The sequence below is a fragment of the Pseudomonas sp. FSO-7 genome, assembly GCF_059579345.1.
The window spans coordinates 380,753-398,945 of the sequence record NZ_CM184193.1 but is presented as its reverse complement, the minus strand read 5'-3'; the positions used below and the strand labels follow the sequence as shown (position 1 = coordinate 398,945).

17 protein-coding genes are annotated in these 18,193 nt (G+C 59.9%); 6 read left to right on the top strand and 11 right to left on the bottom strand.

Features of this window, described 5'->3' with window-relative positions; all coding sequences use genetic code 11:
- Window positions 1–125 precede the first annotated feature (125 nt).
- Window positions 126–1,283 (top strand): AAA family ATPase, encoded by a 1,158-nt coding sequence (locus AC515T_RS01725; protein WP_496531205.1) that lies wholly within the window; start codon window positions 126–128, stop codon window positions 1,281–1,283.
- A gap of 114 nt (window positions 1,284–1,397) precedes the next feature.
- Here the strand turns inward: AC515T_RS01725 and AC515T_RS01720 are convergent, their stop codons facing one another.
- Both AC515T_RS01720 and AC515T_RS01715 read right to left on the bottom strand, forming a co-directional pair.
- Window positions 1,398–2,075 carry an RES family NAD+ phosphorylase gene (locus tag AC515T_RS01720; protein WP_496531204.1) on the bottom strand — a complete coding sequence of 226 codons (678 nt, stop codon included), beginning with the start codon at window positions 2,073–2,075 and terminating at the stop codon, window positions 1,398–1,400.
- Window positions 2,075–2,485 carry an MbcA/ParS/Xre antitoxin family protein gene (locus tag AC515T_RS01715; protein ID WP_496531203.1) on the bottom strand — a complete coding sequence of 137 codons (411 nt, stop codon included), beginning with the start codon at window positions 2,483–2,485 and terminating at the stop codon, window positions 2,075–2,077. The genes AC515T_RS01720 and AC515T_RS01715 overlap by 1 nt, the downstream gene beginning before the upstream one ends.
- Before the next feature lie 370 nt (window positions 2,486–2,855).
- Here AC515T_RS01715 and AC515T_RS01710 point away from each other — a divergent pair, with 370 nt between their 5' ends.
- Window positions 2,856–3,782 carry a LysR family transcriptional regulator gene (locus AC515T_RS01710; RefSeq protein ID WP_496531202.1) on the top strand — a complete coding sequence of 309 codons (927 nt, stop codon included), beginning with the start codon at window positions 2,856–2,858 and terminating at the stop codon, window positions 3,780–3,782.
- On the opposite strand, the gene AC515T_RS01705 is transcribed toward AC515T_RS01710, so the two are convergent.
- The 9 genes from AC515T_RS01705 to AC515T_RS01665 form a co-directional block, all read right to left on the bottom strand.
- Window positions 3,699–4,016, bottom strand: a complete 318-nt coding sequence (locus tag AC515T_RS01705) for an AzlD domain-containing protein (RefSeq protein WP_122565219.1) — start codon at window positions 4,014–4,016, stop codon at window positions 3,699–3,701. The genes AC515T_RS01710 and AC515T_RS01705 overlap by 84 nt on opposite strands.
- A complete protein-coding gene (locus AC515T_RS01700; RefSeq protein ID WP_053117411.1) occupies window positions 3,995–4,708 on the bottom strand; it encodes an AzlC family ABC transporter permease in 714 nt (237 codons plus the stop codon). Before AC515T_RS01700 ends, AC515T_RS01705 begins: the two co-directional genes overlap by 22 nt.
- Window positions 4,705–5,142, bottom strand: a complete 438-nt coding sequence (locus AC515T_RS01695) for a GNAT family N-acetyltransferase (RefSeq protein ID WP_496531201.1) — start codon at window positions 5,140–5,142, stop codon at window positions 4,705–4,707. The genes AC515T_RS01700 and AC515T_RS01695 overlap by 4 nt, the downstream gene beginning before the upstream one ends.
- 13 nt (window positions 5,143–5,155) lie before the next feature.
- Complete coding sequence (locus AC515T_RS01690) at window positions 5,156–5,902, bottom strand: 2OG-Fe dioxygenase family protein (protein WP_496531200.1); 747 nt, start codon at window positions 5,900–5,902, stop codon at window positions 5,156–5,158.
- 414 nt (window positions 5,903–6,316) lie between these two features.
- Window positions 6,317–7,603 (bottom strand): OprD family porin, encoded by a 1,287-nt coding sequence (locus tag AC515T_RS01685; protein WP_496531199.1) that lies wholly within the window; start codon window positions 7,601–7,603, stop codon window positions 6,317–6,319.
- A 424-nt stretch (window positions 7,604–8,027) separates the two neighbouring features.
- A complete protein-coding gene (gene ltrA, locus AC515T_RS01680; protein WP_496529475.1) occupies window positions 8,028–9,395 on the bottom strand; it encodes a group II intron reverse transcriptase/maturase in 1,368 nt (455 codons plus the stop codon).
- A gap of 433 nt (window positions 9,396–9,828) precedes the next feature.
- Window positions 9,829–10,029 (bottom strand): hypothetical protein, encoded by a 201-nt coding sequence (locus tag AC515T_RS01675; protein ID WP_057449186.1) that lies wholly within the window; start codon window positions 10,027–10,029, stop codon window positions 9,829–9,831.
- 244 nt (window positions 10,030–10,273) lie between these two features.
- Window positions 10,274–11,380: an agmatine deiminase gene (gene aguA, locus AC515T_RS01670; RefSeq protein WP_496531198.1), complete on the bottom strand. Its 1,107-nt coding sequence runs from the start codon at window positions 11,378–11,380 to the stop codon at window positions 10,274–10,276.
- Between the two features lie 260 nt (window positions 11,381–11,640).
- Window positions 11,641–14,553, bottom strand: coding sequence for an aminotransferase (locus AC515T_RS01665; protein WP_496531197.1), 2,913 nt, complete (start codon window positions 14,551–14,553; stop codon window positions 11,641–11,643).
- Between the two features lie 208 nt (window positions 14,554–14,761).
- On the opposite strand from AC515T_RS01665, the gene rfbB reads away from it, so the two are divergent.
- From rfbB to rfbD, 4 genes are read left to right on the top strand one after another with little or no spacing between them, the layout of a single operon-like run.
- Complete coding sequence (gene rfbB / locus AC515T_RS01660; protein ID WP_496531196.1) at window positions 14,762–15,844, top strand: dTDP-glucose 4,6-dehydratase; 1,083 nt, start codon at window positions 14,762–14,764, stop codon at window positions 15,842–15,844.
- Window positions 15,841–16,716, top strand: coding sequence for a glucose-1-phosphate thymidylyltransferase RfbA (rfbA, locus tag AC515T_RS01655; protein ID WP_496531195.1), 876 nt, complete (start codon window positions 15,841–15,843; stop codon window positions 16,714–16,716). The genes rfbB and rfbA overlap by 4 nt, the downstream gene beginning before the upstream one ends.
- Window positions 16,713–17,258: a dTDP-4-dehydrorhamnose 3,5-epimerase gene (gene rfbC, locus AC515T_RS01650; protein WP_496531194.1), complete on the top strand. Its 546-nt coding sequence runs from the start codon at window positions 16,713–16,715 to the stop codon at window positions 17,256–17,258. Before rfbA ends, rfbC begins: the two co-directional genes overlap by 4 nt.
- On the top strand, window positions 17,255–18,139 hold the full coding sequence (gene rfbD / locus AC515T_RS01645; RefSeq protein WP_496531193.1) for a dTDP-4-dehydrorhamnose reductase: 885 nt from the start codon (window positions 17,255–17,257) through the stop codon (window positions 18,137–18,139). The genes rfbC and rfbD overlap by 4 nt, the downstream gene beginning before the upstream one ends.
- Window positions 18,140–18,193: the final 54 nt, after the last annotated feature.

Genomic DNA, 18,193 nt, shown 5'->3' with positions numbered 1-18,193 from the left:
GCTGCACAGCGGCCCTTCAGTCCCACGATCAACAAGCAAATGTTTAGCTTTCAGCCTGCGCAAACTCTTATGCTAAATTATGGCTCAGCAATAATTATGGCCAATCCATAAAAAGGGATAATTGCATGAGCAGCATCTTCCAGCGCCCAGAACTGGCTGAAAGCATGGCCAACCAGCTTCTCAATCCTGGCGTTCTTGATGAAGGTTTGCGTTCGGGCCTGTTTCTGTCCGGGTTACGCAGAACCGGTAAAACGACTTTTTTGCGAAGTGACCTGATTCCAGCCCTGGAAAAAGAGGGTGCGCTCGTCATTTACGTGGACCTTTGGAGCGATACCCTAGCCAATCCGGCCACCTTGCTGCACGACGCCATTCGCAAAACGCTACAGGAATTACAAACCCCCACATCTGGCTTGCTTGAAAGACTCAAACGGGTCGGCGGCGTCGATATCGGTGCGGCAGGATTCAAGTTCGGGTTCAAACTTCAAGGCGTTGGCGATGTTGGAGGCACGACGCTCGCGCAAGCGTTTACCGAAGTTGTCGATCAAGCCAAGACCGACTTGGTGCTTATCATCGACGAAGTACAACACGCCATTGCCTCTGAGGACGGCAACCAGATGTTGCTCGCGCTGAAAGCCGCTCGTGACGCCATCAACCCCCGCCCCAATACCCCAGGCTACTTTCTGTTCATCGGCACCGGCTCTCACCGAGCACAGGTCAGCGAACTCACAGCAAAACGTAACCAGGCTTTTTCCGGCGCGACTTCCACGGCGTATCCCGTCTTGAAGGGCGATTATGTCGAGTACCTGCTGAACCGCCTGGCAATGACTGTCAGCCAGCACAAACTGCCGTCGCTTGAAGTCGCAACGGAAGCTTTCAATACCCTCGGCAACCGCCCGGAAGAAATGCTCAAGGCCCTTAGGCAAGTCTTGCAACAAGAGGGTAATCCGGACCTGTTCTTGCCCGTCATCGCCAGTACGTTGCGTTCCGCCGCAGCAAACATCGAGCTTGAGAAAGTTGAACAATTGGGCAGTCTGGCTCAAGCCATCTTCAATAAAATCGCCTCGGCAGCGGGGGATGCTCGCGGCATTTTTTCCGTTGACGCGGCAGCAGAATACTCAAAAGCCGTGGGTCGCGATGTTCGTATAGAAGAAATTCAACCCGTGGTGATTGCCTTGGTGGCCGAAAATATCATCATGCGTCGCGGACATGGAATCTACGCGATTACAGATCCATTCGTTCAGGAAATATGGCTGGAAGAACAAGCGTTGATCGCGGCAAGTTGATTTACAGAAGGGGGTTGCTGCGCAGCCCGCGGGAGCAAGCTCCCTCGCCACGCATTTATTTCACTTCCCTTTAAGCAGTGTTGCTGATTCTGTCAGGTGTTTTTCTATTCCAACTCACACCTGACTCACCTCAAACACAAATGAAATCTCCCGCTTCTGAGCACTCCAGACGTACCGGATATGCTTGCCCTGCGTCGGAATCGAAACCGCCGGCGGGCGAAACGCGGCCACGCATTCGTGGCCGGGCAGGCGGACGCTGTTGTACAGCAGCCCCCACGACAAGGTTTCACGCAGTTGCCGGGCGAACACTTGGGATGGGCCGTAGGCCGTAGGGTCCGGGTCGTGGAGGTGGGGGTAATCGAGGCGGATGTCGTGCAGGGGTTTGACCACCTTGTTGACGTAGGTGCGCATGGTCAACTCCAGGTCGGGCTCGTTGGTCGCCCCGAGGAATCGTGCCTGGTGGTAGCAGGTTTCGGCGATGGCGGCTTCCTGGCTGCTGGCGGCGTAGTAGACGCCGAAGGTGCCGTCGCTGAAGCGGCTGCTTTTGCCGATGTGGGTAAACGCCGCCATCACCGGCGAGGAGCCGGGCCCGGAAACGCGGTCCTCGGGGCGGACCCGGGACAGCACACCGGCTTGCTCCATCAGCCGGTCATTGGTCAGCGCTTCCAGGGCGTAGGCCGTGGGCAGGTCTTCGGGGTCGAGTACGTCTTCAAACAGCGAAATCGGCGGGAAGCTGCTGTTGACGATCCGATAGGCCCGTTTCCATTGCGGGTCCGCCAGTGGTGGCACCATCAGCCGCGCACTCCATCGAGGTATCGCCGCACATCGGCGATGTCCACCACCCGCCCGGTCAACATGTAGGACAGCGCCGACTGGCCGTTGAACGGTGCCGCGGTATTCGGGCTGCTGATCCACTGATAGGCACGGTCCCGGCTGTTGCTGAAGATGATGCTCAGCGCTTTGTGAATGCCCATGAGATAGGAAATGCGCTCCAGCGTATCGCGAGGCAGCCTCACGTTTTCCGGCAACTGCTTGTATTTGTAGAAGGTCGTGTTCCCCACCTTGCCCAACAAGATGCGCTGCTGCTCGACGCTACAACCCCAGAGCGCCATGAGGTTGAAGAAAAATTTCAATGCGATTCGACCCGCGTCCGGGGAATCCAATTGTTGCTGTGCATTGAGAGTGATGGAGGAAGTCGCCATGGGTTTGGGCTCCTTTGTCGCGGGGCGGTGCTTAGAGGATAGTACAGATACGGATTATTTTTAAATTTTTATTCGCAAGTGGATTAATTCGACTCTATTTGAACAATTCGACATGCGATTGAGAGCGCTCCGAGACTCGTGCAGGATTTTTCGCAAGCCCGTCCACCTTTAACCCCGCAAACCGATCCCGGCCAGCAACGATTGGGCAAAATCCCTAAATCCCGCATAAGCTCCAACCATCGCCTCCCGGCGCTTTTCGGCACAAAATCGCGACAAGCGTGGCAAGGTGCATGATGATAGCCAGCATGACCACCTGGCCGGCCCAGGTGCACAACAATAGCGAGCCCACTTAAGCAGAGGGCATTACCTCATGGATAGCAGAACCCTACGCAACCTCATGCGTATCGTGCAGACCGGTTCGTTGTCGGCAGCGGCCGAGCATTCGTGCCTCACGGTGCAGGCGTTGGCGGCGCAGTTGAACAAGGTCGAGGAGCAGTTCGGTTTCCGGTTGTTCCGGCGTTCGAACAAAGGATTGACGTTGACGAGCCAAGGCTCGGAACTGACTCCCTTCATGGATCAGGTACTGATTGCCACCCGGCAACTGGAAGAAAAAGTCGCAGCGCTCAAGACGCCGCGACAGCGCACGCTCAGAGTGGCGCTCAATACCACCCTGCCGGCGGAGTTCAACCGGCGGATGATCGATCGGTTGATCGCCGTGTTCCCGCAGTATCAGCTGGAATTCAGTTACGCCGAGTCGATGGAGAACCTGAGTAAGCTCAGGAATGAAGATTTTGACCTGGCGATCCTGATCGGGCAGCAACCGGGCGGCTTTACCAGCATCACCATGCCGGATGTGCAGGTGCAGGTGGTCGGTGCCCATTGTGGCGACGAAGACGACTCCCTTGGCCTGCTCGGTGACAAGTTTCAGGTGCGTCCGGCAGAAGAATGTCCGTATTCCCACAGCTTCCTGCGCTTTCTCGACGCAGGCCTCGGTGAGTACGGGTCGAGCCAGCGCATGGTGTATTCCTGCAGCGAGACGCTGACGTTGTCGTTGATCACGCAGCTCGATGGCCTCGGGCTGGTGTCCCGGGAGGCGGCGTTGCGCAACGGCCTGGCGATTTTCCCGGACTTCGAGGATTTCCTTGAGGTCCGCCTGGCGGTGAACAATCCGGAGCTGTCTGGCCAGGCGCTGCATGATGTGGTGGACCTGACGCTACAGCAGCGAACCGAGCGCGATGTACGCCGCCGTGCCCAGCGCCACACTGAGAAACAGGTTGCGGCTGAAATACGCACATAACAGTGTCGGAATCGCGGCATAAAACTCAGGGCGGTCGAGTTGTATCTGCTGGTCCTTGATCAACAACGGGGTCAGGCTGATGGCAGCGACGATCGCCACGGGCAGGTATTCCAGCGCACGGGCGACGAAGGGCGGCCAGTGGTCGGTATTGATCTGCAGCGGCAGGGCCCGCGGCAGGAAGGTCACGGCCATCATCAGGACCACGACCAGGATCAGGAACGTTTGGTCAGGCATACGCCCACCCCGCAGCCAACGAACGTGGCAATGAAGACATTGAACGGCGAGCTGCCCAGCAGGCTCAGCCCGCCCATGCAGACGACCGCCGCCAGGGCCGCGATCAGTTTGTTGCGGGTGTCGCACAACGAAACCAGCACATAGAGCATCATCGCCGTCAGCGCATAGTCGAGCTGGTATTTGATGAGGTGCGCCGCGTATTGCGCGCACACCGCGCCCAGCAGACCACCCAGCACCCAGGACGTATGGCAGAACAGGTTGAAGCCGACCAGGTAGCGCACGCTCACCGGCGCCCCGCTGCCGAGCTTGACGCTGTGGAAAGCGAATGACTCGTCCGTCAGCCCTGCCGCGTAGCACCAGCGTTCGAAACGACTGAGCCCCAGCGCACGCAGGGCCTTGGCCATGTAGACCGACATCAGCATGTGCCTGGCATTGATCAGGAACGTAGTGAGCACGATGGTGGTGAGTGACGCACCGCTGGAAATCAACGCCAGCGCCGCGAATTGCGAAGCGCCCGCGTAGACGAACAGGCACATCGCCACCGGCAACCACAGGGGCAGCCCGGCGTTGACCGCCATCAGACCGAACACAAACGAAACCGTGAAATAACCCGCCACCACCGGACTGGCTTCAGCAAAGGTACGCGAGGCTTGCGGTTCGACCGCCAGCGGCTGGCTGGAAGTCTTGTTCATAAATCCCTCTCGAAGGTGATTTCACCCCGGGGCTCACAGAACCCCTGGGCGGCCCAGAAACGCTTGCCGGCCAGATTAGCATCGTCGACGAAAAGGAACATGCGCAGCACGCCTACCCGCTTCATGTCAGCCGATGCGGCCTCGACCAGCCGCTGGCCCAGGCCTTTGGTGCGATGCTGCGGGCTGACCGCCAAGTGATTGATCGTGCCGCGGGTACCGAGCATGCCGCCGATCACCGCGCCCACCACTTCACCGCTCGCATCGATGGCCAGGTACGCGGTGGTGGTTTCCTGCAACAACACACCGCGCAGGAATCGGGCGTCCTGCCATTCGCAGAACGACACTTCGTCGAAACCGCGAAAGAACCGCTCCAGTCGCTCGGCGTCCCGGACCATGGCCCGGCGCAACAGGACCTGCTGCGTCGGGTCGTCCATGGGGTCGAGCCGTTCAGCGAACAATGTCGAAAGCGGTCCCGGGCCGCGAGAAGGAAATGGCCAGGATCTGCCGGTACGCCATGTCATGGCTATGGGTGTTGCGCGCCGGGGTCACGTAGTGACGCATGTCGCGGTCCAGGAAGAACGTGGTGTCGAGGATGTCCTCGTAGGTCGTCGCCGCCAGCTGTTCTTCCTGGGGGCTGTACAAGCGGCTTTCCGCACCCGCCACATTTTGACGGCCCCAGAAGTGCACGCCGCTGAACGGATAGCCGTCGCAGTGAATCCCTTCGGGGGTGATTTCCAGTTGTTTGCCCGGCTTGATCTCGATGCGGATCTGATGGATCTGGCACTGCCAGATTTCATCGTGCAATTCCTGCGGCAGGACGTTCTTGTACACCTCGAAGTCCGTGTCGATCAGGCTGCGCATCACTGGCGAATTGATCACTTCGTTGGAGAAATCCTGGAAGTGCCGCTCCAGCCCGCCGACATAGCTGTTGTTGGCCTTGGACTGAACGTAGGCCCGGTGTTCGAGCTGCTTGAGCTCACGGGTCGTAGGGTTGTATTCGAAGTCGCTGTAGCGGCGAAAACGCATGCCTGACTCGGCCTGGCCGTAGTAACTGTCGGGCTCCATGTTTTCCCAGCTTTTGGTCAGCCGGACAAAATCGCCGAAATGACCGTAGAGATTGAAGTCCCCACCGCGAACGTTGACGTATTTGTCACGTCTCAGCGCTTCGCCCACTTCCCTGTTCAGAACGATCATTTTTCATAGGTCTCCACTGCATTGAGCGGCCTAATCTAGTAGGTGCAGGATTTACGTCCATGAGAAAGTATTTGAGGCATTTCAAGCGACGCTTGAAACGGCGGGTAACGTTGCATTAGTACGACTTTTTCTCGGGAAAACAGGCGATTTGAGTGGCTTTTCTTGCGCTGAAAGCCAAAAGAACCCGAGTTTGACGTCGCAACCCTATTCACTTCAGGCAGGCATCAGTTGTGGCGAGGGCGCTTGTCCCGCTGGGCTCTGTAGGAGCTGTCGAGTGCAACGAGGCTGCGATCTTTTCCCAGACAATTGAATCTCAAGCGAAAGATCAAAAGATCGCAGCCTTCGGCAGCTCCTACGGCCAGCGGGAGCAAGCGCCCTCGCCACGGTTTTATACGCTCGTAACCTGATCAGGCATCAGAAGACGCTGATCGGGTAATCCACGAACACCCGCAGCTCATTGCCGCTGACGTTGTACTCGCTGGACTTCTGCGACACCCGCAACACGGAGCTGCGCAACCTGACGCTCAAGTCCTTGGCCGGGCCGTTCTGGACCACGTACTTGAACTGGTTGAAGATCTCGCGCTCGGTACCGCCTTCGCTGGTGGAGGTGGTGATGTTATCGCCACGCACATAAGCGACGTTGTAGGTCAGGCCCGGTACGCCGAAAGTGGTGAAGTCCAGGCCGTAGCCCAACTGCCAGCTGCGCTCATCCTCAGCGTTGAAGTCGGACCAGTAGGAGTTGGCCAGGTAGATCGTGTTGCCGCCATCCCCCACCCGATTCTGCCCGCGCTGATAGCCACCGTAGGCGTAGCCCAGGTTGCTGTCGCCAGTGCTGCGCTGGTGGGCGAGCGTGAAGCTGTGCGGGCCGGTGGCGAAGGTGGCGGCCAGGCTCCAGATCTTGTTGTCGTCGCCGGTGACGTTGTTTTCGCGAACGTAGCTGTTGTCCAGCTTGGTGCGATAACCGTTGAAGTCCAGGGTCAGGGACTGATCCTTGGCCAGCGGGAACACGTAGTTGGCGTTCACGTATTGCTTCTTCAATACGTCCTCGACATCCGAGGCGTAGAGCGAAGCCTTGAACTGCTCGGTGAACTGATAGCTGCCGCCCAAGACGTTGATCGACTTCAGGCCGCCGCTGTCACGGCCTTCGGCGCTCTTGCGCGATTCGGCGGTGAAACGGCCGGCATTCAGTTCCAGGCCCTTGATCTCCTTGGAGGTGATCAGCGTGCCAGTGTAGCTTTCCGGCAGCAGGCGCGAGTTGTCATAGCTGAGCACCGGCAGGGCCGGCATCTGGTCACCGTAGGCCAGTACGGTATTGGAGACACGGAACTTGACCGCGGCACCGAACTTGGACAAGTCATCGGCCGCGTTGCCGCTATCACCTTGCTTGAAGAAATCGATGCCTTGCGCTCCGCTACGCCCCTTGCCGCCGTCCAGACGCAACGCGTACAGGCCGAAGGCATCCACACCCACGCCCACCGTGCCTTGGGTGAAACCGGACGAGAACGTACCGATGGCCGCCTGGCCCCATTCGGCCTTGTCCTGATTGCCGTCTTTGTAGTCGCGGTTGATATAAGCGTTGCGCAGCAGCACTTTCAGGCTGCTGTCTTCAACGAACCCCTTTGACTGCGCCTGGTCGTTGGCCATGGCGTGTGTCGTGCTCAAGATCCCCAGTGCGATCAAACTAATGCGCTTGTTCAACATGATTATTTTCCTTGTACGGGTTGATACGCACCGTGACGAGCAGCCGAAATGGCGCTTTTTGCGCTCTTTTTCGGACTCTTGCTCCTGAAAATAATGAAAAGGCCCGCCCACGTCTGATCGTGTCGGGCCTTTTTATTATTTAAGAGTCATGGCTGTCAGCCACAGGCGTAGGGCGAATCCTAGTCGCGCCTTCAACAGTGTGTCAATTTCGTGAATTGTCTGTGATTAGGCGAAAAAAATCTAAGAATCGAGCCCTTGCACATCACCCGCCGCGCGGAATGCCGTTGAATTGAACACCGCCCTCTGTGGGATTTGAATGAACTCGAAATCCAGACAATCGGCATAGGGGACGGCCTTCATAGGCCGTTCCCCTGCCACACCACCCGGCATGCGGGTCCGCACCGGGCGGTTCGAGAGATTGAGGTCAGGAGAGACGCGGTAAACCCAAGCTGTCGAACCAGGCGATACTCAGCACACGGTTCAGCTCATACCGGCTGTTGCTCCACCAACGGCGAGCATTCCCCGCGATCTTCCTCGCGACTTCCACACTCGCCCCCAGTGCCCGCAACGCCCGGTAGGTCGTCGTTCCGCGCTTCCATTGCTTGAGCTGGATTGCTCGTAATCGGTGCCGTATCCATTCGTCCAGCTCGCGCCAGACGGCTGGGGTTTGCGACAGTCCGAAATAAGCTTTCCAACCCAGAATGTAAGGGCGCAGATCATCGACGATCTGCTGCAAACTACGGCCACATGAGCGTCGGGTGTGCCAGCGTATTCGCTGCTTGAACTGCTTTTGCGCTTTAAATGAGACGGCTCGCTTGGCTTCGCCCTGAGAGGCCCAGAAGGCGTATCCCAGAAACTTGCGACCGAACGCACTCGTCACCGCACTCTTGCTCTCGTTGACGCTCAAGTGCAGCTTTTCATACAGACACTTGAGCAAGGACATCACTCGCTGCCCGGCCTTCTGACTGCGAACGTACACATTCGCATCATCGGCATAGCGCACAAAACTATGACCTCGGCGTTCAAGCTCTCGATCCACTTCGTCCAGCAGCACGTTCGCCAGCAACGGCGACAGCGGGCCGCCTTGCGGCGTCCCCAGGCGGCTTTTCTCGACCACGCCATTGATCAGCGTTCCCGCATCCAGATACGCACGGATCAGGCGAATGACCGCCTGATCTGCTATCCGTTTGCGTAAGCGATCCATCAAGATGTCGTGGTCGACCCGGTCGAAGAACTTCTCCAGATCAACATCCACTACCACCTTGAGCCCCGCAGACACATGGCGCTGAGCCGCCAGGATGGCGTCCTGCGCACTGCGCCCCGGACGAAAGCCGTAGCTGTGTTCACTGAAGGTTGGATCGAGCAGTGGTTGCAGGACTTGCAGCAGCGCTTGTTGAATCAACCGGTCGGTGACCGTTGGAATGCCTAACTCGCGTTCACCGCCGTCAGGCTTGGGAATGACCACGCGCCGTACCGGACTGGGCCGGTAGACGCCTGAAAGAAGCTGTTCGCAGATCACAGGCCATCGGGACTGCAAAAGTTTGGCGGTCTGTTCAATGTCCAAACCGTCGACTCCAGCAGCTCCTTTGTTGGCCCTGACTCGTCTCCAAGCCCGTTTCAGGTTCGCTCTCGCAAAGGCCCGTTCCAGCAGCCCTTGCCCTGCGTTGTAGGATTCATCTTGCGGGCAATTGACCTCGTCGCTGATGGAGGCACTCACGGCTTCACCGCTCGCGTCCCTCCCATCCGCCCCGCGTTTGGCAGGCATCTGACTTCCGGTCTTTCGCATCAACATGGCCTATGACGCTTTCTCTCGTTCGGCCCTTCGTCAAAAAAGAAAAAAAGACTACTACGGCCTCTGCTGACTTCTCGCTCCGGTTTGCACCGTCGCCCTTTCAGGCATAAGGCGAGATCTCCCCAGGTAAGAACGCAATCCTTCACCGCACAGCCGCCGGATCTACGCAGCCGCCCTTTGACCACAAGAGTTTCGCGGTTTTTGGCCCGCTCACCCTGGTCGGCTTCGCCTTATATCCGGTTCTTGTTCATCGGCTCACGGCTTCGCTCCACGCTTCCTCCCCACACTCGGTCGCCCTCATGCAGTTGCGCTTCACTTCATTCGCTGTGGTCAGCTTACGGCGGGACTTTCACCCACAAGATTGCGCCCATGCTGGGCGCACCAAAAAAAGCGCTGCCATCCCGGCCAGCGCTTTTTATCAATCCGTCGACTTCTATCCCTGCATCACATCCCACAGCGCTTCCAGCTCAGCCTCGCTGAACAGGCCAGCGGGGTAACGCTCAACGATCATCCGGCGCGGATCAGGTTCTCTGATCTGACGCGTTCCGTTGGACTTCAACCACTGCGCCAAGGCTTGAAGCGACTCACCATTAACGGCCAAGGGATGGCATGTGCGCTCGCTTGTCATATTCATTCCAGCGCCCTCTCCTGGTTGATGAGCGGCTAATTTATCCAAGGTTTATGACAAAACAACTCAGCTCCACTCCCCGGAGCTGCCACTGATCCGATACAAGAGCTATGCCAATGTATCTAGGCCCACCCACGAACAGACACAAAAAAACCCACGGCCCAATCGGGCCGCGGGCTTGCCGGGATGGATCCAAAATCGCCGAGTTAGAGCCGGCGCAGGCGCTATCAGCAGGCTGTTACATCGCCACTCATTTTACGTACGGCGCGGGTTGCTGTTGGGTAAGGCAATGGATATTCCCGCCCCCCAGTAACAGTTCGCGGCCTGGCACCATGACCACTTCGTGCTGCGGGAACAGGTCCTGCAGGATGTCCCTGGCCGATGCATCCAGCGGGTCGTCGAAGCTGGGCGCGATGATGCCGCCGTTGACGATCAGGAAGTTCACGTAGGAACCGGCCAGTCGCACGGTCGGGTTGCGTTCCTGGGAACCTTCTACCGCATCCACACCTGCGCATTCCTCTTCGGTGGCATACATCGGCCCCGGAATCGGCATTTTGTGCACTGTGAACGGGCGCCCCTTGGCGTCAGTGCTGTTTTGCAGCACATCCATCGCCGCATGGCAGCGGGTGTAGTTCGGGTTCTGCGGGTCGTCGGTCCAGGCAAGCAGCACTTCGCCAGGACGCACATAGCAGCAGAAGTTATCCACATGGCCGTCGGTTTCGTCATTGAACAGACCGTCCGGCAGCCAGATGATCTTGTCCACCGCCAATTGCGCGCTGAGCACCGCCTCGATCTGCTCACGGCTCATGTGCGGGTTGCGATTGCGGTTGAGCAGGCACTCCTCGGTGGTGATCACGGTGCCTTCGCCGTCCACATGGATCGACCCGCCCTCGAGCACAAAACCTTCGGTGCGATAACGCGGGCTGCGCTCGATATCGAGGATCTTGCCGGCCACTTGCGAATCACGGTTCCACGGCGCGTACAGGCCGCCGTCAAAACCGCCCCAGGCGTTGAAATCCCAGTCGACACCGCGCACTTCACCGCTGTCATTGATCACGAACGTAGGGCCGGTATCACGGACCCAGGCGTCGTCGCTGGACATTTCCACCAGACGGATATTCGGCACGTCGAGCCGCGCCCGGGCATTTTCGTATTGGGCCGCGGACACCGCCACGGTCACCGGTTCAAAACGGGCGATGGCCTTGGCGACCGCCACGTGGGCGGCCTGGGCGGGCTTGCCGCCCAGGCGCCAGTTGTCCGGGCGCTCGGGCCAGATCATCCAGACCTGGGTCTGGGTCGCCCATTCGGCAGGCATGTGGAAACCATCCGCGCGCGGAGTGCTGTGCAACGTTGTCATGGGTCATCTCCTGGGCGATGGGCAGTGACGCCTTTATAGACGATAAATATCGACTAATAAAGTCTAAAAATCTAAGAACCACCAGAAAGAAGCTAAAAATATCGACAAAAATCGATTAAAAACATTAAACCCCTGTGGGAGCGAGCTCGCTCGCGATAGCGGTGAGTCAGCCACATTCATGTTGGCTTGGACACCGTCATCGCGAGCAAGCTCGCTCCCACAGGGGGACACAGCTTCACAGCTTGGCTGTTCCAGATCGATTACAGCCCCTCGTCCAATACCTTCGCCAGCATATCGACAAAGAAATCCACACTCTGACGCGTGGTCACCATCGGCGGTTTGATCTTGAGGATGTTCAGATAATCGCCCGTCGGTTGCATGAAGATTCCCAATTCTCGCAGGCGATTGCACAGCGCCATGGTTTCTTCAGTGGCCGGCTCCAATGTCTCGCGATCACGGATCAGCTCCACGCCCAGGTAGAACCCGGAGCCATGCACCGCGCCGACCAATGGATACTGGTCGATCAAGGCCTCCAGTCGAGCCTTGAAATGCCCGCCAACCACCCGGGCATTTTCCCAGAGGTTGTCTTCTTCCATGACATCCAGTACCGCCATGCCGATCTGGCAACTGACCGGGCTGCCACCGGCCGACGAGAAGAAGTACCCCTCGGCTTCCAGCGCCTCGGCGATTTCCCGGCGGGTGATGACGGCGCCCAGCGGCTGGCCGTTGCCCATGCCCTTGGCCATGGTGATGATGTCCGGCACCACGCCTTGCTCTTCGAAGCCCCAGAAAAACTCGCCCATGCGCCCGTAACCGACCTGTACCTCGTCGGCGATGCAGACCCCACCGCGTTCGCGCACCATCGCGTAGACCTGCTTCAGGTAGCCAGGCGGCAGCGCGATCCCACCAGCATTACCGTACACCGGCTCGCAGATGAAGCCGGCGAGCTGACGCTTGCTCTCGGCAATTTTCGCCAGGTTGTGTTCGACGCTGCGCACGTAGTCCGGCGCGCTGTCGGGGCCGCGGAATTCACCACGGTAGGTATTCGGGGCGGTCACCGGGTGCACCCAATCCGGGCGACTGCTCAGGGCCTGGGGGTTGTCGGCGATGGAGGTCGACACCGCATCGGCGGCCACCGACCAGCCGTGATAGGCCTCCAGCACACTGAGCATGTCCCGTCCGCCGCTGTAGGCCCAGGCCAGGCGGATCGCCAGGTCATTGGCCTCGGTGCCGCTGTTGACCAGGAACACCCGGTCCATGTTGGACGGCGACAGCGCCAGCAGGCGCTCGGAAAACTCGGCGATCGCCGCATAGTGGAAACGCGAGTTGGTATTGAGCAGCGACCATTGCCGGGCAGCCACCGCCGCCATGCGTGGATGGCCGTGGCCCAGCACGGCGACGTTGTTGAGCATGTCCAGATACGAGCGGCCCTGCATGTCGATCAGGTGGTTGCGCCAGCCACGCTCGATGCGCGGCGGATCGACGTAGTAGTGCTTCTGCGAACGGGCGAAGCTCGCATCGCGGCGGGCCAGCAGCGCCTCGGGATCGACCTCCGGCTCGGCATCGCACGCCAGCCCCAGCAGCACCGCCGGCGAAGGGCAAAGCGCCTGCCAGGCCGGCGCCCTGGAGGGCGTGCAGAACAGCGGCGGATTCACCTGAGCACCCCGGCACAACTGGACCTGCAACGGCCCCGTCACTTCACCCAGCACCTGCCCCTTGACCAGCGCCGCGCCGGAATGCAGCGGCGACGTCACGCCCCACAACCGCACGCTCAACTGCGCGCTGTCCAGTTGCAACATGCCGTCGGCGGCCTTGTGCACCACTCCGGCGAACGGTGATTCGAGCGGCGTGCCCTGTGGAACACTCAACGCCACGTGCAACGGATAAGTGTCGGGTTCGACGGCACTGTCCGGCCGGGTGCGAGACAAACGGTACTGCCCGTAGCGGCTGGCGGCCAGGCCGTGAAGCCCGGCAGCTTCATCCAGCAGACGCTGGTCGATCCCCGGCTGCTCCCAATTGCCGGCCTCGAAATGCGGGCTCAGCACACCCAGGTCAATCAAGGCGAACTCACGCCCTACCAGGGTCGGCAACAACGGCGCAAAGCCCTCGCTGGCAATGGCCGGCAGGCTGTGGCCGACGGCGGTGAGAATCGCCGCTTCCATCAGCTCGAAAGGCACCGAGTGAGCCACTCGGAAAATCTCCCACTCATGGGCCAGGTTGTCGCGGCTGTATTGGTTGTCCGGGTCGATGGAAACCTGCTGTTCACCGCTGAGCACCAGGACTGCGGCGCGCGCCACGATCAGCGGCCACAGCGCCAACAGCTCCTCGCGCCGCAAGGGGTTTACCGCGTGATAGGCCTTGATTGCCGGCAGGATGAAGAACGGGTCGCCGTCGGCGTGATGCAGCAGGGCCGCGCACGTCACCGACAAGTCAGTGATGCGCCAGGTACGGACCAGATCGCCAAAATCGATGACGCCCTGCAAATGCCACTGGCGCTGGGCATCGCGCTGCCAGACCACGTTGTCATCGGTGATGTCCATGTGGATCGCCTGCACCGGCAGGCTGACCTTGAGCGGCTGCAAGCGCCGCTCGGCCTGTTGCGCGACCTCGGCGATCAGATGGCGCCGCTGTTCATCCTCAATGACAGGCAACAGGTAGTCGACCAGGGCCGGGGCATGGCGCGCGTCCCATTGCAGAGTGCGCTCCAGGCCCGGGTGGTCAAATGTCGCCAGGGCCAGGTCCATTTCCGCGCACAGGCGGCCCAGGCCCGTTACAAGTTCGGGTGTCAGGTGCTTGAGTTGGGTGAGGGACTGGCCGTCGATGTACTCCAGCAGGCGCATGTGAATCGCCTGGCCGTCGACGTCCAATGTCAGCAGGTCCAACCCGTTGCTGGCCGCAATCACCCGTGGCACTTTCACCGCATCGTGTCCGGCCAACTGCGTGAGTGCAGCATGTTGGGCCTGGATTTCCTGGACAGCGTAGTCGCCGTGGCAAATTTTCAACACAAAGCGCCCACGCTCGCTGTCGACGCGGTAGTTGAGGTCCTGGTTGCTGCCAAGGGGTCGCAGGTCGCCGCTGAGTCCGTAATTCAAGCGCAGCAGCACCAGCGCTTGCTCGGCGCTGATCTGTGGGCTTGGCAAACTGGCACGGTGAACCAACGTAGCGGATGGCATACAGGGACCCCTGAAGTGGTTTTGTTCGGATGTCTATCTCGCCACTGAGTTGGGGGATAAGCAACCCCTCTGTTCAAAAATATGCACAGCTCTCCTGAGAAGCTGTGTGGGGAGGGTGTGTCCATGGGATATTCGCTTGCACCGCTCCCGCCATGCCGACAAGCTATGCTCCTATGCTTTGTCGGCCCACGGAAAAAGGCTTAACCGGATGCGCATTCTCATCACTGGCGGTGCTGGCTTCATCGGCTCGGCGCTCATACGGCACTTGATTCTCGATACCGAGCACCAGGTCCTGAACCTCGACAAACTGACGTACGCTGGCAATCTCGAGTCCCTGAGCAGCATCGATCACGACAGCCGTTACGAATTCGTCCAGGCCGACATTGTCGATCAAGCGACCGTCAGTGCCGTGCTGGCGCGATTCAAGCCTGAGGCCATCATGCACCTGGCGGCCGAGTCCCATGTGGACCGCTCCATCGATGGCCCGGCGGACTTCATCCAGACCAACATCGTGGGCACCTACAGCCTGCTGGAGGCCACCCGCGCTTATTGGCAGGCCCTGGCCGAACCGCAGAAACGCGCGTTTCGCTTCCACCACATCTCCACCGACGAAGTGTATGGCGACTTGCACGGCGTGGATGACCTGTTCACCGAAACCACCGCCTATGCCCCAAGTTCACCGTATTCGGCGAGCAAGGCGGCGTCCGACCACCTGGTCCGGGCCTGGCAACGCACCTACGGCTTGCCCGTGCTGTTGACCAACTGCTCGAACAACTACGGGCCGTTTCACTTCCCCGAGAAGTTGATTCCCCTGGTGATTCTCAATGCGCTGGCCGGTAAACCGCTACCGGTCTATGGCAACGGCCAGCAAGTGCGCGACTGGCTGTTCGTCGAAGACCACGCCCGGGCGCTGCTCAAAGTCGTCACCCAGGGCGCGGTTGGCGAGACGTACAACATTGGCGGGCACAACGAGCAGAAAAACATCGACGTGGTGCGCAGCATCTGCGCGCTGCTCGAAGAACTGGCACCACGCAAACCCGAAGGGGTCGAGCACTATGCCGACCTGATCAGATTCGTCCAGGACCGCCCTGGCCACGACCTGCGCTACGCCATCGACGCCAGCAAGATCGAACGGGAACTGGGCTGGACACCTCGGGAAACGTTCGAGACCGGGCTGCGCAAGACCGTGCAGTGGTACCTCGAAAACCTGCTGTGGTGCCAACGTGTCCAGGACGGCAGTTATCAGGGCGAGCGCTTGGGTTCGCTAGACCACAAGGATGCAATTGCATGATGAAGGGTATTGTTCTGGCCGGGGGTTCCGGCACCCGCCTGCACCCGATTACCCTCGGGGTTTCCAAGCAGCTATTGCCAATTTATGACAAACCGATGATTTATTACCCGATCTCGGTGCTGATGCTCGCGGGCATCAAGGACATCCTGATCATTTCCACCCCCCAGGATCTGCCGCAATACCGCAACCTGTTGGGCGACGGCCAGCAGTTTGGCGTGCAATTCAGCTATGCCGAGCAGCCGTCGCCCGATGGCTTGGCCCAGGCGTTCCTGATCGGCGAACAGTTCATTGGCGGCGACTCGGTGTGCCTGATCCTGGGCGACAACATTTTCCACGGCCAGTATTTCGGCGAGCAATTGCTGACGGCCATCAACCGGCCAAGTGGCGCGACGGTGTTCGGCTACTGGGTCAAGGACCCCGAGCGATTTGGCGTGATCGACTTCGACTCGGAAGGACGGGCGATGTCCATCGAAGAAAAACCCGCCGCGCCTAAATCCAGCTACGCGGTGACCGGCCTGTATTTCTACGACAACGACGTGATCGAGATCGCCAAGGCCATCAAGCCATCCAAACGCGGCGAACTGGAAATCACCGACGTCAACAATGCCTACCTGCAACGCGGCGACCTGCACGTCGAGCGCTTCGGCCGTGGTTTCGCCTGGCTGGACACCGGCACCCACGACAGCCTGCTGGAAGCCTCGCAGTACGTGCAGACCATCGAGCATCGCCAAGGCCTGAAAGTGGCGTGCCTGGAAGAAATCGCCTACCAGCAAGGTTGGGTCAGCCGCGAGCACATCCTTGAGCGCGCCCAGTATTTTGGCAAGACCGGCTACGGCCAGTACCTGTTCAAGATCGCCGGAGAAACACGTTGAACGTCATCGCCACCCGTTTGCCGGACGTCCTGATCATCGAACCGAAAGTCTTCGGTGACGATCGAGGATTTTTCTACGAAAGCTTCAATGCCCGGGCGTTTGCCGAGGCGACCGGCTACACCCTGCAGTTCGTCCAGGACAACCACTCACGCTCCACCCGGGGCGTGTTGCGGGGTCTGCACTATCAGATCGAACAGACCCAAGGGAAACTCGTACGCGTCACTGCCGGGGAAGTGCTGGATATCGCGGTGGACATTCGTCGCAGCTCGCCGACCTTCGGCCAATGGACAAGCGTTCACCTGTCGGCGCAGAACCATCGGCAGCTGTGGGTACCACCAGGGTTTGCCCACGGCTTCGTCGTGCTGAGCGAGTCGGCGGACTTCCTCTACAAGACGACTGATTACTACACGCCCTCGGCCGAACGCTGCATTCGCTGGGACGATCCGCAACTGGCCATCGATTGGGAACTGGAAGGCGCGCCGATCCTTTCGGCCAAGGACCAGAACGGCAAGGCCTTGCACGAGGCAGACCTGTTCCCATGAATCCCCCCCTGCGCATCCTGATCATCGGCCACAATGGCCAGGTTTCCCGGGCACTCCAGTCGCGCCTGGGCGGCATGGGCGAGCTGCTCGTACGCGGCAGCGACCAGCTCGATCTGGCGCAACCGGACACCCTGCGCGCGCCCATCGAGGCCCTGAGGCCCGGCCTGATCATCAATGCCGCCGCCCACACGGCCGTCGACCAGGCCGAGAGCGAACCGGAACGGGCGTTTGCCATCAATGCCACGGCACCGGGCCTCCTGGCCCAGGCAGCCGTCGAGCTGGGCATCCCATTGATTCACTACTCCACCGACTATGTCTTCGATGGCCTCAAGCCCACCCCCTACACCGAGGACGACACGCCCAACCCGCTGAATGTGTATGGGCGTAGCAAACTGGCCGGCGAAAATGCCATCCGCCAGGCTGGCGGCCAGCACCTGATTCTGCGCACCAGTTGGGTCTACTCCACCGAGGGCCGCAATTTCCTGCTGACCATGCAGCGCCTGTTGCAGGAAAAACCGCAGCTGCGGGTGGTGGCCGATCAGATTGGCGCACCGACCTGGGCCGGCACCATTGCCGAGAGCACCGCCCAACTGATCGAGCGCTGGCAGGCTGGTCAACCCGGAGCCTGGGGCACCTATCACCTGACGACCCGAGGCGAGACCTCCTGGTTTGGTTTCGCCCAGGCCATCGGCGAAAACCTGCTCGAGCGACACAAACCCTGTGCGCTGCTGGAGCCCATTGCGTCCAGTGCTTATCCGACGCCGGCCCCTCGACCGTTGAACTCGCGCCTGGACTGCAGCCGCCTGCTCAAGGAATGGGCGGTGAGCCAACCCGACTGGCGAGACGCGTTGCAGCAGTGCCTTGCCGGACAAGCCTGGTAAGGCCTTACAAATAGTATTTGCGAGGCAACTAGGCATAATACGCCTGTCACCACA

Excerpts from the sequence above, each read along its gene's own strand:
- AC515T_RS01725 (WP_496531205.1), top strand. The coding sequence starts at position 126 with ATGAGCAGCATCTTCCAGCGCCCAGAACTGGCTGAAAGCATGGCCAAC.
- AC515T_RS01720 (WP_496531204.1), bottom strand. The coding sequence starts at position 2,075 with ATGGTGCCACCACTGGCGGACCCGCAATGGAAACGGGCCTATCGGATC.
- AC515T_RS01715 (WP_496531203.1), bottom strand. The coding sequence starts at position 2,485 with ATGGCGACTTCCTCCATCACTCTCAATGCACAGCAACAATTGGATTCC.
- AC515T_RS01710 (WP_496531202.1), top strand. The coding sequence starts at position 2,856 with ATGGATAGCAGAACCCTACGCAACCTCATGCGTATCGTGCAGACCGGT.
- AC515T_RS01705 (WP_122565219.1), bottom strand. The coding sequence starts at position 4,016 with ATGCCTGACCAAACGTTCCTGATCCTGGTCGTGGTCCTGATGATGGCC.
- AC515T_RS01700 (WP_053117411.1), bottom strand. The coding sequence starts at position 4,708 with ATGAACAAGACTTCCAGCCAGCCGCTGGCGGTCGAACCGCAAGCCTCG.
- AC515T_RS01695 (WP_496531201.1), bottom strand. The coding sequence starts at position 5,142 with ATGGACGACCCGACGCAGCAGGTCCTGTTGCGCCGGGCCATGGTCCGG.
- AC515T_RS01690 (WP_496531200.1), bottom strand. The coding sequence starts at position 5,902 with ATGATCGTTCTGAACAGGGAAGTGGGCGAAGCGCTGAGACGTGACAAA.
- AC515T_RS01685 (WP_496531199.1), bottom strand. The coding sequence starts at position 7,603 with ATGTTGAACAAGCGCATTAGTTTGATCGCACTGGGGATCTTGAGCACG.
- ltrA (WP_496529475.1), bottom strand. The coding sequence starts at position 9,395 with ATGTTGATGCGAAAGACCGGAAGTCAGATGCCTGCCAAACGCGGGGCG.
- AC515T_RS01675 (WP_057449186.1), bottom strand. The coding sequence starts at position 10,029 with ATGAATATGACAAGCGAGCGCACATGCCATCCCTTGGCCGTTAATGGT.
- aguA (WP_496531198.1), bottom strand. The coding sequence starts at position 11,380 with ATGACAACGTTGCACAGCACTCCGCGCGCGGATGGTTTCCACATGCCT.
- AC515T_RS01665 (WP_496531197.1), bottom strand. The coding sequence starts at position 14,553 with ATGCCATCCGCTACGTTGGTTCACCGTGCCAGTTTGCCAAGCCCACAG.
- rfbB (WP_496531196.1), top strand. The coding sequence starts at position 14,762 with ATGCGCATTCTCATCACTGGCGGTGCTGGCTTCATCGGCTCGGCGCTC.
- rfbA (WP_496531195.1), top strand. The coding sequence starts at position 15,841 with ATGATGAAGGGTATTGTTCTGGCCGGGGGTTCCGGCACCCGCCTGCAC.
- rfbD (WP_496531193.1), top strand. The coding sequence starts at position 17,255 with ATGAATCCCCCCCTGCGCATCCTGATCATCGGCCACAATGGCCAGGTT.